General features: G+C 70.4%; 14 protein-coding genes and 1 pseudogene. 12 read left to right on the forward strand and 3 right to left on the reverse strand.

Annotated features, from left to right (window positions below; genetic code table 11):
• Nucleotides 1-236: 236 nt before the first annotated feature.
• From BZY54_RS02085 to BZY54_RS02125, 9 genes are all read left to right on the forward strand, one after another.
• Nucleotides 237-1,076 (forward strand): MaoC family dehydratase, encoded by an 840-nt coding sequence (locus tag BZY54_RS02085; protein ID WP_086722608.1) that lies wholly within the window; start codon nt 237-239, stop codon nt 1,074-1,076.
• Between the two features lie 56 nt (nt 1,077-1,132).
• Nucleotides 1,133-2,050: an SDR family NAD(P)-dependent oxidoreductase gene (locus tag BZY54_RS02090; protein ID WP_086722609.1), complete on the forward strand. Its 918-nt coding sequence runs from the start codon at nt 1,133-1,135 to the stop codon at nt 2,048-2,050.
• A gap of 448 nt (nt 2,051-2,498) precedes the next feature.
• The gene (locus BZY54_RS02095; RefSeq protein WP_086722610.1) at nt 2,499-4,064 is read left to right on the forward strand and encodes an AMP-binding protein; all 1,566 of its coding nucleotides are present in this window, start codon (nt 2,499-2,501) and stop codon (nt 4,062-4,064) included.
• Between the two features lie 38 nt (nt 4,065-4,102).
• On the forward strand, nt 4,103-5,191 hold the full coding sequence (locus BZY54_RS02100) for a TIGR03617 family F420-dependent LLM class oxidoreductase (protein ID WP_208640520.1): 1,089 nt from the start codon (nt 4,103-4,105) through the stop codon (nt 5,189-5,191).
• Between the two features lie 22 nt (nt 5,192-5,213).
• Complete coding sequence (locus BZY54_RS02105) at nt 5,214-6,314, forward strand: MBL fold metallo-hydrolase (RefSeq protein ID WP_086722620.1); 1,101 nt, start codon at nt 5,214-5,216, stop codon at nt 6,312-6,314.
• The gene (locus BZY54_RS02110; protein ID WP_086722611.1) at nt 6,311-7,726 is read left to right on the forward strand and encodes an MFS transporter; all 1,416 of its coding nucleotides are present in this window, start codon (nt 6,311-6,313) and stop codon (nt 7,724-7,726) included. The genes BZY54_RS02105 and BZY54_RS02110 overlap by 4 nt, the downstream gene beginning before the upstream one ends.
• Before the next feature lie 21 nt (nt 7,727-7,747).
• Entirely contained in the window at nt 7,748-8,545 is a 798-nt protein-coding gene (locus BZY54_RS02115) for an enoyl-CoA hydratase/isomerase family protein (protein WP_086722612.1), read from the forward strand.
• Between the two features lie 21 nt (nt 8,546-8,566).
• Complete coding sequence (locus BZY54_RS02120; RefSeq protein ID WP_086722613.1) at nt 8,567-9,412, forward strand: MaoC/PaaZ C-terminal domain-containing protein; 846 nt, start codon at nt 8,567-8,569, stop codon at nt 9,410-9,412.
• 26 nt (nt 9,413-9,438) lie between these two features.
• Complete coding sequence (locus tag BZY54_RS02125) at nt 9,439-10,899, forward strand: MFS transporter (protein ID WP_244216911.1); 1,461 nt, start codon at nt 9,439-9,441, stop codon at nt 10,897-10,899.
• A gap of 186 nt (nt 10,900-11,085) precedes the next feature.
• On the opposite strand, the gene mihF is transcribed toward BZY54_RS02125, so the two are convergent.
• Complete coding sequence (mihF, locus tag BZY54_RS02130; protein WP_086722614.1) at nt 11,086-11,400, reverse strand: integration host factor, actinobacterial type; 315 nt, start codon at nt 11,398-11,400, stop codon at nt 11,086-11,088.
• A gap of 592 nt (nt 11,401-11,992) precedes the next feature.
• On the opposite strand from mihF, the gene BZY54_RS50145 reads away from it, so the two are divergent.
• The 3 genes and pseudogenes from BZY54_RS50145 to BZY54_RS55250 form a co-directional block, all read left to right on the forward strand.
• Nucleotides 11,993-12,976, forward strand: a complete 984-nt coding sequence (locus BZY54_RS50145; RefSeq protein ID WP_143667979.1) for a phosphotransferase family protein — start codon at nt 11,993-11,995, stop codon at nt 12,974-12,976.
• 80 nt (nt 12,977-13,056) lie between these two features.
• On the forward strand, nt 13,057-13,254 hold the full coding sequence (locus BZY54_RS02135) for a hypothetical protein (protein WP_143667980.1): 198 nt from the start codon (nt 13,057-13,059) through the stop codon (nt 13,252-13,254).
• Between the two features lie 661 nt (nt 13,255-13,915).
• Nucleotides 13,916-14,023: pseudogene (locus BZY54_RS55250) on the forward strand (acyl-CoA-like ligand-binding transcription factor); the annotation flags it as partial.
• 249 nt (nt 14,024-14,272) lie between these two features.
• Here BZY54_RS55250 and BZY54_RS02145 read toward each other — a convergent pair.
• Nucleotides 14,273-14,539, reverse strand: a complete 267-nt coding sequence (locus BZY54_RS02145; protein ID WP_341868657.1) for an integrase core domain-containing protein — start codon at nt 14,537-14,539, stop codon at nt 14,273-14,275.
• A gap of 101 nt (nt 14,540-14,640) precedes the next feature.
• Nucleotides 14,641-15,165 carry a FadR/GntR family transcriptional regulator gene (locus BZY54_RS02150; RefSeq protein WP_244216912.1) on the reverse strand — a complete coding sequence of 175 codons (525 nt, stop codon included), beginning with the start codon at nt 15,163-15,165 and terminating at the stop codon, nt 14,641-14,643.
• Nucleotides 15,166-15,266 lie beyond the last annotated feature (101 nt).

Raw genomic sequence — 15,266 nt, forward strand, 5'->3', positions numbered from 1 at the left:
TTCGACGACTCGGAGGCAGGCGAGAGTCACAGCGCCGGCTTCCGAAGACTTAAAGACAACGTGTTCTGATTGGTGCTCACTTGCTATCAGGGTTGGAGGGGATTGCGCCCTTGTCAAGGGTCACGGAGTCTTGTTGGTGGTGGCGGAACCTGTTCTACTTGGCAACCAGCCGGGGCTGAGGAGCATCCCCTGGCGAGGTCCGTTGACCGTTTCCTGAGGAACGAGGACGAGGACCCATGCCGATCGACGCAACCCTGGTAGGCCGCAGGAGTCTGCCGCTCACCAGGTCCTGGACTTCCACCGACGCGCTGCTCTACGCGCTCGCCGTCGGCGCGGGCCAGCAGGACCCGCTGGCCGAGCTGGCCTTCACCACCGAGAACACCGAGGGCACGCCGCAGCAGGTGCTGCCGACCTTCTGCAATGTGGCGATGGCAGGCGGTGTGGCCCTGCCGCAGGATTTCGACCTCACCCGGATGCTCCACGCTGAGCAGTCCTTCGAACTACTGGGCACCATCCCGGTCGAGGGCGAGGTCGAGTCGACCGGCGAGATCGTCGGGGTCCACGACAAGGGCTCTGGCGCGCTGGTCACCACCGAGTCGGTGGCCCGCGCCACCACGGGTGAGCCGCTCGCCAGGATCCGAACCTCGCTCTTCTTCCGCGGGTACGGCGGCTTCGGTGGCGAGCGGGGCGGCGGCGAGCCGTGGGAGCAGCCCACCGGCGCCCCCGACCACGTCGTCACCTACGCAATCCGGCCCGACCAGGCGCTGCTCTACCGTCTGACCGGCGACCGCAACCCGCTGCACACCGACCCGTCGTTCAGCGGCCGGGGGGGCTTCCCGCGGCCGATCCTGCACGGGATGTGCACCTACGGCTTCACCGGCCGGGCGCTGCTGCATGCGACCGCCGACTCGGACCCCAAGCGCTTTCGGGCCATGTCCGGCCGGTTCACCAAACCTGTTCTCCCCGGGCAGACGATCACGGTGTCGATCTGGGTCGACGGCACCGACGTGCGGTTCCGGACGACCGACGAGACCGGGACACCGGTGATCGACAAGGGTACGGCGGTCATCCTCTGACCGCCGCGCCGCGGCTCCCCGACCTCCTGTTCACCGACTATCCGGAAGGGCACTTCATGGGAACTCTCGACGGCCGAGTAGCCATCGTCACCGGCGCGGGCCGGGGTATCGGTGCCTCCATCAGCCGCATGTTCGCCCAGCAGGGCGCGCTGCTGGTCCTCAACGACCTGGGCTCCGGCCCGGACGGCACCGGCGGTGACGCCGGGCCGGCGCAGGACATCGCCAAGGAGATCAACGACCTCGGCGGCCGGGCCGTCTCCGACGGTGGTGACGTCGCCGACACCGCGACCGGCCGGCGCCTGGTCGAACTGGCCCTGGAGCACTACGGCCGGCTCGACGTCGTGGTCAACGTAGCGGGCATCCTCCGGGACAGGATGATCTTCAACCTGCCGGAGGAGGACTGGGACGCGGTCATCCGGGTCCATCTGCGAGGCCACTTCGCCACCATCAAGCCCGCCGTCGCCCACTGGCGCGAGCAGCGCAACCCGGGCGGCCACTACCGCATCATCAACTTCACCTCGGACTCGGCCCTTCAGGGCTCCCCGGGCCAGCCGAACTACGCCGCGGCGAAGATGGGCATCATCGGCCTGACCGCCTCTCTCGCCAACGCCCTGGCGCGGTACGGCGTGACGGCGAATGCCATCGCCCCTGGTGCAGCCACCCGCCTCACCGCCACCGTCCCGGACGACAAGAAGATCGCCGACGACCCCGGGCGCGAGCAGGACATGTCGCCGGACAACATCGCGCCGCTGGTCACCTATCTCGCCGGCACCGAGTCGGACTGGCTCTCCGGCCGCACCCTCGGCGCCGCCGGCTACGAGGTCAAGCTGTGGAACAACCCCGAGGTCGTGGAGACCGTCACCTCCGACGGCCCGTGGGACCTCGGGGACCTCGCCGACAAGCTCACCAAGTCGTTCCGCCCCAAGGCGGACGGCCTGCACCCGTCCATCTTCATGGGGCAGCTGCCCAAGTGAGCGACCGTTCCTGCTGACTGAGCGGGAGAACCCCGATCAGTCGCACGCCTCGAACGGTCCTGGGCGCACTGGTCCCCGGCGTACTCGGCCCCGGGGCGGCGACACGCATCGTGCGTGTCCTGGTTCCGTTCCCGGGAGGCCGGTTCCCTCCACGACCGCGCCGCACGGTTCGGCCAGAGGCGACGGGGAGACCCGAACCGTCACTCCGGTGCAGCGGGGCCCCGTACACCTGGCACCGGACCCGGCATCCCGGATCGCGCGAACACGCCAACCCGGCCGGCCCACAGCATCTCAAGGCCACAGGCCAACCATCACACGAACGAGTTACACCGACTTCAGCCGCACTCACCCGTGAACAGCTGTGAAGCCCGCCCCGGGCGCCGCCGTACGGCCGCGCCCCGGGTGGTGGCACGGACTCCCCGTCATGCCGACACGAGAGGGACGCACAATGTCGTGTACCACTCACTCGACCAGGGCACCCATCGGCTTCTTCGAGATCGCCGCCGCCGACCCCGGGCGGCGGGCCGTCATCGATCCGGACGGATCGGTGCTCACCTTCGGCGAGCTGCTGGCGCGGGTCAACCGCGTCTCGCGCGCCTTGCGCTCCCACGGTCTCACGGCCGGTGACGCCGTCGCGGTGGCGGTGCACAACGGTCACGAGTACCTCGAGCTGATGCTCGCCACCGGCCAGGTCGGTATGTTCCTGGTGCCGGTGAACTGGCGACTGACCCCGGCCGAGATGCTCTACGTCATCCACGACTCCGCGGCCAAGACGGTGGTCGCCGACGCGGAGCAGGCGCGCACCCTGCCGCTGGAGTCACTGCCGGAACACCGGTTCGTGATCGGCGGTGAGGTGGCGGGCTGGCGGCCCTACCCGGAGCTGGGCAAGGGCGAGTCCGACGAGGCCCCGGCGGAGCGCCGCTTCGGCATGGTCATGGGCTACACCTCGGGCACCACGGGCAACCCCAAGGGCGTGCGGTCCACCGCCTTCCGCGACGCGGTCCCGGAAGAGGTGATCGGCCAGCTGTACGGCGGCCTCGTCACCCGGTACCAGGTCACCCCGGACAAGGGCGTGCACCTGGTCTGCTCGCCCATCTACCACGCCGCGCCAACCGGGCACGCCTACGCCTTTCTGCAGCTCGGCCACACGGTCGTGATCCAGGGCAGGTTCGACCCGGAGGCCGTGCTCCAGGCCATCGAGAAGTACCGGGTGACCAGCGTGCACATGGTCCCCACCCACTTCCACCGGATGCTGAGGCTGCCCGAGGAGGTACGGGCCCGGTACGACCTCTCCAGTCTGGAGGCGGTGATCCACGCGGGTGCACCCTGTCCGGTGCCGATCAAGCATCAGATGATCGAGTGGCTCGGCCCGGTGCTCTGGGAGTATCTGGCCTCCACCGAGGGCGGGGTCTCCCTGGTGGACTCGCACGAGTGGCTGCGCAGGCCCGGCACGGTGGGCCACCCCACGCCCAACACCGTCGTCAAGATCCTGGACGAGGAGGGCAAGGAGGTCCCGACCGGGGAGCCGGGCACCATCTACTTCGGCCTGGAGGGGCAGGGCCCGACCTTCGAGTACCACAACGACCCGGCCAAGACCGCCGCCACCCGGCGCGGCAACCTGGCCACGGTCGGCGACTACGGCTACTTCGACGAGGACGGCTATGTCTTCCTCCTCGACCGGCGCACCGACCTGATCATCTCCGGCGGGGTCAACATCTACCCCGCCGAAATCGAGCAGGCCCTGATCACCCATCCCGCCGTCGCCGACGTCGCGGTGATCGGGATCCTCGATCCGGAGTGGGGGCAGAGCGTGCTCGCGGTGGTCCAGCCGGCGCCCGGTGCGGTGACCGGCGAGGAGCTGACCGCCGAGCTGCGCGCCCACTGCGCACGGCAGCTGGCCTCGTTCAAGATCCCCCGGCGGTTCGACTTCCGGGCCGACTTCCCCCGTACCGAGACGGGCAAGCTGCAGCGCCGCAAGCTCCGCGACGCCTACACGAGCTCCCAGGCATCCTGACCCGCCCGCCGCCAGTGAACGAGTAAGGAGGAGCCGCTGTGAAGGTCAGTGTGTTCGCCGGAGCCGCGCAGCCGGCGGAGGTCCCCGGGTTTGCCCGTTGGGCCGAGGATGCCGGCTTCGACGCCGTCACCAGCTCCGAGGTCGACCACGACCCGTTCCTGCCGTTGGCGCTGGCCGCCCAGGCGACCAGCAGGGTGGGGCTCGCCACCGGTATCGCCGTCGCCTTCGCGCGCACCCCGATGGCGATGGCGTACGTGGCCAACGACCTGCAGGCGCTCTCCCGAGGGCGCCTGGTGCTGGGACTGGGCACCCAGACCAAGCCGCACATCACCCGCCGGTTCGGCATGCCCTGGGGGAAGCCCGCGACGCAGATGCGGGAGTACCTCACGGCCCTGCGGGCGATCTGGGACGACTGGAACACCGGCCGCCAGTTGCAGCACCAGGGGGAGTACTACCGGCACACCCTGATGACGGCGACCTTCCGCCCGGCACCGCACGCCCACGGCAGCCCGCCGGTCCATCTCGCCGCGGTCGGCCCGCTGATGACGCGGCTGGCCGGTGAGGCCGCGGACGGGCTGATCCCACACGGCTTCAGCACCGAGCGGTACTTCCGGGAGGTCACCGTGCCGGCCCTGGAGGAGGGGCTGGAGCGCGCCGGACGCGACCGGTCCGAGGTGACCGTCCACTGCCCCGGCTTCGTCCAGGTCATCGGTCCGCAGGACGACGTCGAGCAGCAGCGGCAGGTGCTGCGCGCCCGGATTGCCTTCTACGGTTCCACCCCGGCCTACCGGGGGGTCCTCGCCCTGCACGGCTGGGAGGAGCTGCACGAGCGGCTGCACGCGCTGTCGGTGCGTCCCGAGGCCGACCGCTGGGACCGGATGGCCGACCTGGTCGACGACGAGGTGGTCGACGCCTTCTGTGTGAGCGGCCGGCTCGGCGAGGTGGCGGCCGAACTCGTCCGGCGGTTCGGCGGCCTGGTCGACCAGGTGCATCTCCAGCCGCCGGCGGGCACGCCGGAGCAGGAGCTCCGGGCGGCCCTGGCCTTGCTCCATGGCGCCGGTACGGCCGCGGCCCCGGACCCGCCCGCTGCCCCGGCACGGGCAGGCACTGCGGGGGCACGCCGGTGACCCGGGCCGGGGAGGTCTGAGCATGGAGGTCACCGGACTGCTCCAGCAGCAGGCGTGGCGGCGCCGGGTACTGCCTCCGGTCGAGCAGGTCCGGCCAGGACTGTGGTCGCTGCCGGTGCCCATGCCGAACAACCCGCTCCGCTACGTCCTGTGCTACGCCTTCGAGGCCGGACCCGGGCTGGTCCTGGTCGATCCCGGCTGGCCCTTCGAGGGCGGCTGGGAGGCGCTGACCGGCAACCTTGCCGCGATCGGCGCCCGCCCTCACGACGTGACCGGTGTGCTGGTCACCCACGCCCACCTCGACCACCTCGGCCTCGCCGGCCAGGTGCGCGCGGAGTCCGGCTGCTGGGTGGCCATGCACCCGGCGGAGCAGCACGCCCTGCACGGGCAGGCCGGCAGCAGGACCGAGGCGAAGGCGGGCGGCGGAGACGGCCGGGACTGGTGGGCCGAGGCCGGCATCCCGCCCGACTCGGGCGCCGACGCCCCACCGAGCGGGTCGAGCGGCGCCCTGGAAGGGCTGGTCGGGCTGGAGCCCGACCTGCTGCTCGAACACGGCGACAGCGCTCGCATCCCGGACCGGGACGTTCGGGTGTTGTGGACACCCGGCCACACCCCGGGACATCTGTGCTTCGTCGCGCCGGACGACGGCGTGGTCCTCACCGGGGACCACCTGCTGCCCCGGATCACCCCCAACATCAGCAGTTATGCGTACGACACGCTCGATCCGCTCGGCGACTACCTCGACAGCCTCGATCTGCTTCCGCAGCACGACGCCTTCGAGGCACTTCCGGGCCACGAGTACCGGTTCCGCGGCATTGCCGCGCGGGCGGCCGCCGTATCGGCCCACCACGCCCGCCGGCTGGCCGAGATCCAGCGCCAGGTGGTCAGCGCCGACGGCGCCACCACCTGGGAGATCGCCGCCCGGATCACCTGGTCGCGCGACTGGGCCGAGTACTCCGGTTTCATGCTGCTCAGCGCCGTCGGGGAGACCCAGTCCCACCTGCAGTACCTGGAAGCCCGCGGCCTCGTCCGCCGGGAGGGCGGCCGACCGGTGCGCTGGTTTCCCGGCCCCGACCCCGGCCTCAGCGGCTCGCTTCCCCAGGACTCGAGGAGTACCGCATGACCAAGAAGAACCTGCGGTCCGTACTGTTGGACCGGGAGCTGACCGCCTATCCGAAGGGCGCCCAGCGGTGGGGCCTTTTGCTGCTCGTGGTGGCGAGCGGTATCTGCCTCACCTCACTCGGACTGGTCGCCGGCTCGATCGCTCCGCTGCTGTTCGAAGAGACCGGCATGACCACCGACTTCTACTCCTACTTGCTGGTGGTCGCCGGCATCGTCGGCGCGATCACCTCGTACTTCAGCGTGCTGAGCGACCGGATCGGTCGCGCCAACCTGATCGTCTACGGCGCCCTGGCCGCCGGACTGATCGCCACCTTCGGGGTGCCCACCGCGCACACCAAGTGGGAGTTCGCGGTCTGGTACTGCGTGATGGGCTTCGCCGACGGCGTCTCGCTGGTCGGGACGGCGACCCTGATGCGCGACTTCACCCCGCAGACCGGTCGCGCGACCGCCATGGGCATCAACACGCTGGGCACCGGTGCGTCCGCCCTGCTGATCAGCTTCTTCGCCGGCCGGCTGCTCAAGCACACCGACGACTGGCGGGTGATGCTGCATCTGACCGGAGGCGCCTGCCTCGCCGCCTTCGTGGCCTGCCTGTTCCTGCTCCGCGAACTGCCCCCGCGGCTGCGCGCCCAGGTGGTGGCCACCGCCGAGGACGAGCACGTCCTGGAGAAGCAGGCCGCCGGCGCCGGCGAGGAGCAGCCCGGCCTGGCGCAGGCCCCGGGGATCGAGAAGCTGCGGGCGGTGATCAACCCGCGGATGATCTCGGCCAATCTGGCCATCATGTTCTACCTGATCGTCTTCGTCACCGCCTCCGGCTTCCTGACCCTGTACAACGTCGAGGTGCAGCACCTCTCGGTGGCCGAGGCCAACGACCTCGGCACCCTCTACTGGGCGGTGAACTGCGTCGGGCTGGTGCTCTTCGGCGTCCTCTCCGACCGGTTGCTGGTGCGCAAGCCGATCATGTTCCTGGGCGCGGGCGTGGTGGTCATCTCGATGATCTTCGTCATGACCGCCGACAACCCCGGCTACTGGCGGCTCGCCATCCCGCTGATGTTCTGGTCGCTGGGCATGGGAGGCGGATTCGCGCCGTGGTACGCGGCCTACAGCGAGGACTCCGAGGCCCGCAACGCGTCCCTGGTCGGCACCAGTTTCGGAGTCTTCGGGGTCTTCAACCGGCTTTCCGCCGTCATCGCCGGACTGGTCATCCCCCATGTAATCGGCTCGCCGATCGCCACCGCACACGGCTGGCGGATCTGGTTCATCGTCTGCATCGTGATGATGGTCCTCTTCATCCCCCTGTGCGCCTACGGGCTCGGCGGCCACTACAGCCCCCGCAAGGCCAGGTCAGCTCTGCTGGCCCGCTCGGCGGCGGCCCGGACCGCCGCGCAGACCAGCCCCGCGACCGCCGGTTAGCGGGCTGAGGGGGCCACGTCCATGGCAGAGACCTCCGACGTACTGGTCGAACGGGACGGAAGCGGCATCGTCACCGTCACCCTCAACCGACCCGCGGTCAAGAACAGCGTCCGGCCGTCGGGCTGGACGGAACTCACCAGGATCTTCGACGAGATCGCGGGCCGCGCGGACGACCGCGTGGTGGCGCTCACCGGGGCCGGCGGCGACTTCTGCTCCGGCGCGGACCTGCGCGCGGCCGGCGGCGAGGAGCCGCCGGGCCGAGGGATGCGGCGGGTCAACGCGGCGCTGCTCGCCCTGCGGGACCTGCCCCAGCCCACCATCGCGGCGGTCCGCGGGGCCGCGGTCGGCGCCGGCTTCAACATGGCGCTCGCCTGCGATCTGGCGATCGCCGAGGAGACGGCGAGGTTCTCGCAGATCTTCTCCCGGCGCGGACTCTCGGTCGACTTCGGCGGCACCTGGTTCCTGACCCATATGGTCGGGCTCCACCGGGCCAAGGAACTCGCCTTCTTCGGCCGGATCCTCTCCGCGCGCGAGGTCCACGCCCTCGGCCTGCTCAACCGGGTCGTACCCGAGGGACAGGCCCTGGCGCAGGCGCTGGCCTGGGCACGCGAACTGCTGGGCCTCGCGCCCCTGGCACTGTCCCAGACAAAAGAACTGCTCAACCTCGCCGCCTCCGGGACCTTCCACGACAGCGTGCTGCGCGAGGCGACCGCCCAGCACCTCAACGGAACCAGCGACGACACCCGCGAGGCGATCCAGGCCTTCCTGGAGAAGCGGCAGCCCGTCTTCGGCAACCACCGTCGCGCGACCGAGACCTGATCCCCTGAAAGGAGCCGTCCAATGGCGCTCAACCTGGACCTGGTGGGCAAGGAGTGGGAAGGAGCGGGGCGGCGCTGGACGTCGACCGACACCATCCTCTACGCGCTGGGCGTCGGCGCGGGGGCCGAGGACCCGTCGGCCGAGCTGGCCTTCACCACCGAGAACTCGCACGACGTCGCCCAGCAGGTACTGCCCACCTTCGCCGTCATGCTGGGCGGCCGGGCAGCGATGCCCCCGCTCGGGGACTTCGACATCTCCCAGGTTCTACACGCCGAGCAGTCGGTCACTCTGCACGGCCCCCTGCCCGTCGAGGGCGCCAGCCGCATCAGAAGCCGCGTGGTCGGCTTCTACGACAAGGGACCCAACGCCATCGCCGTGATCGAGGGCACGGTCACCGACGCGGACTCCGGCGCCCTCCTGGCCGAGGTACGCAGCGGCACCTTCATCCGCGGCGAGGGCGGCTTCGGGGGCGAACGCGGCCCCGCCACCCCGTGGGAGCGCCCCGAGCGCGCGCCGGACCACACTGTGACCTACCGGACCCGACCTGACCAGGCGCTGCTCTACCGGCTGAGCGGCGACCGCAACCCGCTGCACTCCGACCCCTGGCTCGCCGACAAGGCCGGATTCGACCGCCCGATACTGCACGGCCTGTGCAGCTACGGCTTCACCGGCCGGGCTCTGCTGCACACCGTCTGCGACTCGGATCCGGCCCGGTTCGGCAGCATGTCCGTCCGCTTCGCCTCCCCGGTGCTCCCCGGCGCGGAACTCTCGGTGCTCATCTGGGAGGACGGCGACACCTGCCGGTTCCAGACCACGGCGGCCGGCACGGTCGTACTCGACCGCGGCGTCTTCACCAAACGCGTGTGACCCACAGCTGCGACCGAGGGAGCACGGTGGCGACCACCCTGACGCCCACCCGATCCAGAGCCGTCACCATTGCCCTGGCCTTCAGCGGCATGGTCGTCTCGATGATGTTCACCCTGATGGTGCCGATCATCCCCGACCTTCCCCGGCTGCTGTCGGCCTCGCCCGAGAACGCCTCCTGGGCCGTCACCGCCACCCTGCTCTCCTCGGCCCTGTTCACCCCGGTCAGCGGCCGGCTCGGGGACATGTACGGCAAACGCCGGATGGTGGTGGTCAGCCTGCTGCTGATGGTCGCCGGATCGGCGGTCTGCGCCCTGTCCAGCTCACTGCCGGTGGTGGTGGGTGGACGGGCGCTCCAGGGGTGCGCCGTCGGCGTGATCCCACTCGGCATCAGCATCATGCGCGACCTGCTGCCGCCGGAACGGCTCGGCTCGGCCATGGCTCTGATGAGCGCCACCCTGGGCGCCGGCGGCGCGGTCGGGCTCCCGCTCGGCGCCCTCCTCGCACAGCTAGCCGACTGGCACCTGCTCTTCCTGGCCGCGGCCGGCACGGGCACCGTCGGACTCGTCCTCACCCTCACGGTGGTGCCCGACTCGCCGCTGCGCGCCGGAGGACGGTTCGACTTCCTCGGCGCCGCCGGGCTCTCCTCCGGGCTGGTCTGCCTGCTGCTGCCGGTCAGCAAGGGCGGCGGCTGGGGCTGGGACAGCCCGCTGACCCTCGGCCTGTTCGGTGCAGCGGCGGTGATCCTCCCCGGTTGGGGACTGGTGGAGCTGCGGGTCGCCGAACCCCTGGTCGACCTGCGGGCGACCGCCCGGCGCGAGGTGCTGATCACCAACGCCGCGTCTATCGCCTTCGGGGTCGCCATGTTCGGGAGCAGCCTGGTCTTCCCCCAGGTGCTCCAGGCCCCGGCCGCCTCCGGCTACGGCCTGGACCTCTCGCTGTTCCAGGCCGGGCTCTGCATGAGCGCGGGCGGCGCGATGATGATCGTGCTCTCACCCCTCTCGGCTCGGGTCACCGACGCCTACGGGCCCCGCGTGACGCTGATGACCGGAGCCCTGCTCGCCGTCGCCGGATACGGCCTCGGGTTCTTCCTGATGGACCACGTCTGGCAGATCGTCCTGGCCGCGACCGTGGTCTCCTCCGGCGTCGGCCTCGGCTACGCCGCCATGCCCGCCTTGATCATGGGCACGGTCCCCACCTCGGAGACCGCCGCGGCCAACGGCTTCAACTCGCTCATGCGCTCCATCGGCACCACCTCGGCCAGCGCGGTGATCAGCGCCGTCCTGGCCGCCCACCTCATCCGGATCGGCGACGTCCCGCTCCCCTCGCGCGAGGGGTTCCGGCTCGCCCTGGCCATCACCACCACCGCCGCGGCCTCGGCCCTGGCCATCGCCGCCTTCCTGCCGCGCCGCCGGCCGACAGCCGAGCGCATCCTTATGGACCGTCACAGGTCCGTCGGCATCGACGGCAGCCGATCTCGTATCAGCTGACTGGTGCCGCGCGGGGACCAGGCACGGTTCAGCAGTTCAGCTCGTGCCGAGGTCAATGGTGGCGCCATCCGGCGCACGTGTGCGCCTTCTGAGCGATGGGGCCGCGGATCCGCATGGCGCCGGCACCATCCGGCCCTGACCCGTGCCCTGTGCCAGGGCCGTCGTCATGCGCCGGGGCGCCGCCGGTCAGCTCTGCGACGCGAACCGTTCGAGAAGGCGTACGCGCTGCTGGATGCCCAGACCTTGGATGCGGCGGCTGTCGGAGATCCCTATCTCGGCGATGAGTTTTTGGGCTCGCACCTTGCCGATGTCGGGGAGGGATTCGAGCAGGGTGCGGACCGGCATCTTGCGGATGGCCTCGGAGTCGCTGGCCAGCACATCGGCGAGGGACATCCTGCCGTGCTTGAGGGCGTCTCTCACTTCGGCCCGCACCTTGCGCGCGGCAGTGGCCTTGTCGAGCGCGGCCCGGCGCTGTTCGGGGCTGAGCGGGGGCAGAGCCATGAGGGGGGTCCTTACGTTGCACGACATGAACGGTCCCATCATGTCTGCGTGCCAGGGCTTTGACCAGCAGTTATGAGGGTTGATGAGCACCTGGTTCCGAGCCGTATTTGCCGATCCACGCGGGCTCGCGTTGCCGCAGGTCACAGACTGTTGCGATGTTGCGGACCGCAATCCGCAACAAGCCGCGACCTGCATTTGACGGTGGATCAACCACACTGGCTGCTCCGGGGATTAGCCACAGCGGACGTCGTCTGGTGCGGACACCGCGGGTGATGAACCGGGCCCCGCTCCAACGGGCGCCCGGCCCAGCCCTATACGCGGCAACATTTTCTCGCCGCCCAGCAACGGCATAATGCGACAAGGCAGGACCGGGGCGGGTGACGGCGGCCCTTGATCAGGGCCGCATCGCCTTACCGCCGGCGTCGACCGAGGCTCGAGTTGGGGGTTTCAGGCTCACACCGGCCACCTCGGGCCGACCCCGGAGACCGACGGGCCCCTGGGTAATCCCCGCGTTCGAGGGACGACTGGACGGGGTTGCGGGCGACCGGCACCATGGGAGCGCTTCCAATCCTGTGTCGGAAAGCGTGCCTCTATGCAGAGCCAGACCAAGCGCAGCGTGTCCCCCCGCGAACTCGATGCCATGCTCCGTGCCTCCGCCGGTGCCGGGTGCCGCCTGGAGGCCGAACTGGCCGACGGCTGGTTCAACACCGCCTACCGTGTCGCGCTGGACGACGGCCGGCCCGCCGTCGTCAAGATCGCCCCGTCTGCCGGCGCCGCGGTCCTGCGCTACGAGTTGGGCATCCTCGCAACGGAGGCCATGGTCTACCGGCGCATCGCCGGACTCCCGGACGGCGGAATGCCGGCACCCTCCCTGCTGCACGTGGGCAAGGAGTTCCTCGTCATCTCCCTGCTGCAGGGCACCGCGTGGGACAAGGCGGCCGACAGCCTGTCTCCGACCGTCCACGCGGCACTGCGACGAGAACTGGGCGCGATCGCACGCCTGCACACCCTGGCACCGGAGGACGGCCGACCTCTATCTCGGCCTGCTGCTCGTCATCGAGTGCGGCCCCCGCGGCTTCAGCTCCGACCACCTCACCTTCTGCCGTCGTACCCTTGCCGACAGCGTCACCCGGCTCCGGACACTGAGGTAGGCGCCCGCGGAGGCCACCAGCCTGTCGGCGGTGCACGGCATGGCGCCGGTACTTCCGGCTCGCTGCCGCGGGCTCGGCCGATGATCCCTGCCTCCTCGGGCGACCACGCCCAGGCCCTGGCCGGGACCGCCGGCATCTTGCTGTCCCGGCCACCGTGGCGATCCACGACTCCCAATGCGTGCGGCCGGAGATGGGACGTGCTGGATTCGCTGCGCAACGAGTGCCTGGTTGCGCGTCCACGCCGTTCTGCTGTTGCCGGCATGCTGCGCAGTCTTCGGCCGGTCGGGTTTCGCAACGCGCTGACCTGCTCTATTCCGAGGCCGGTGGTCGGGGTCTGGGCTGTCGTGGTCGGGGTGGCGTTGGCGCAGGACACTGGAAGTGAGGGCCGTATCTTTCCTCTCTGGAGGGGGTGTTGGCGGTGGTGAGGGCGCGTTGGTGGTGCTGGCGTTTTCGACGCAGCCCGCTCAGGCGGCGCAGCGATGTCGTCGAAGCCTGGGTCATGCTCATGACGTGGCTGCTTGCCGCCGTGGGCGGTGTGCTGGCAGGCGTGGTGACCGCTGGCGCGGTCTCCTCGGGCGTTGCGCGGCAGCGAGCTGGATGGCAGGAGGTCTCGGCTGTGGTCGTCAAGCGGGCGGCGGACCAGGAACCGGCCCAGGCAGTGGGCACACGGCAGGCGTGGGCCACCGTGCGCTGGAGGGCATAGGACGGCTCGGTACACACCGGCCAGACGCAGGTGCCGCCCGGTGCCGGGCCGGGGAGCCGCGTGACCGTCTTGACGGACATGCACGGTGGCCTTGATTTTGCTCCGGTCTCCGGCTCGGCAGCTGGCTTCAGCGTGGCGGTCATGGGCGTCCTGGCCGCTGCCGGCGCGGGCACGACGGCGTGGGCCTGCGGGCGGGGCCTCTGCGCGTGCCTGTACCGGTACCGGGTGCGGCAGTGGGATGTGGAGTGGGCACGGGTCGACACACGCTGGGGCGGAATGACGGGGTGAGGGCACGGGCCGGCTGCACTGGTGGCAGCGGGTCACCGACGTGCACATGCCCCCCGTCCCGTCTGCGTCATCGCCCCGCAGTGGTCGGGGCTCTGGCGCGGGGGCCGATGGCGTTGACCTGCTTTGGCCGGGGTTCGGGCGGTCCTGGTCGGGACGGTGTGGCCGGGCATGGGTGAGGGCCCGAGCCAGTCAATTCTCGGACCCTCACCGTGTTCGCTATCCGCAGGGGACGGATACGCAGGACACGCGACGGCCTGCTCAACGATCCCTCCGGCTGTCAGATACGGGCGGCCTGAGCCAAAGACAGCACCCCGGCGCTCGAGTCGGCAGTTGATCCCGCGGGGACCGGGACCGGTCCGGGACCGGCCAGCCGCAGGACGCGCTCCTGCCGCGTCAGGTCGGGTACGCCACCTTGGCCACCTGCATCGCGGCCTACGAGCAATGGCTCGCCGACCAGAGCGCTGACCTGTCCCAACTGTGAATACCGCCATGCGCGACCTCCAAGACGGCTTCGGCGGCCATGAGCCGGCGGGCGGTTCCGCCGGTGGCACAGCAGTCGCCAGGTCCGGTCGTGCGAGACAAGCCCCGACGTCCTGAGCGAGCTACGCCGGGATGACACCGGGTTTTGCACCTCACACCGATCGCGTTCAAACAATGAATGATCACATCACGTGCCTCTGAGCCTCGGTGACGTCGGACTCTGTGTCGCTCGCAAAGTCATCGTCGCCGGTCAAGCGATGTAGCGGTACTCGCTGATCACGCCGCCGAGGATCCTGGTCCGCAGCACTCGGCGGGCGTTGAGGTCGTGCACTGTGGCGTCGGGCCGTTCCTTGGCATCAGTCGGTAGTTGCTGTCGGGCTTGGCGAGGTCGGTGGGCGTTGTAGTGCCGCTGGTAGGCGGCCAGGACCTGGCGGGCGTGGGCCTCGTTCACGATCAGGACGTGGTCGAGGGCCTCGCGCCGGATGCTGCCGATGATTCTCCCGCAGTGGGCGTTCACCCGTGGCGCGCTCTTGCCTCGTGCCGAGTGCGGTGTCGAGTACGGTGCGGCGTTCGACGCGGAACTCGCGCCAGGTCGGGCCGGAGCGGCGCGGTGCCGGGTCAATCCATTGCGAGGCGGGCGCGTAGGTCATCGAAGTGGCGGTGCATGGTCTCCACGGCGCGTGCACCGTCCTTCGCTTCGAGAGCCTCGACGAGTGCGCGGTGCTGCGCCCAGGTGGTTCGCGGATCGGTGTGGACGTCGCCCAGTTCGGCGCGCACTTGGTGCAGGGCGGCCCAGAAGGCGTCCAGCACCTCGCTCAGCAGGTGGTTGCCGAGGGCGCGGTAGAGCGAGAGGTGGAAGGCGCGGTCGGTCTCCGGCCGGATCGCGTCGTGCTGCCGCGCCTCCTGCTCCATCGTGTCCACCAAGCGTTTGAGCTCGGCCAGGTCCTCGGTGGGAAGGGATGCGGCGACCGTCCCGATGAGCCCGGCCTCGAGTGCCTCCCGCACCTCCATCAGCTCGTGCAGGCTGGCCGCCCCCTGGTGGTGGTGCACCGCGGCGCGGAAGGCGATGCCGTCGATCAGCGGCTCCAGGGAGAGGTTCCCGACGTAGGTGCCGAAGCCGTGCCGGATATCGACGATGCGCATGGCCTGCAGTGCCTTGCTTGAAGAAGATGTTCGGGAACGCCAGGAAGCGGTGCCACTGAATGACCCGCATCTGAGTTCCGACCTGCGCAATCTGTCGCATC

The sequence above is a fragment of the Streptomyces carpinensis genome, from assembly GCF_002154505.1.
In the GTDB taxonomy this organism is placed as follows: Bacteria; Actinomycetota; Actinomycetes; order Streptomycetales; family Streptomycetaceae; genus Streptomyces; species Streptomyces carpinensis.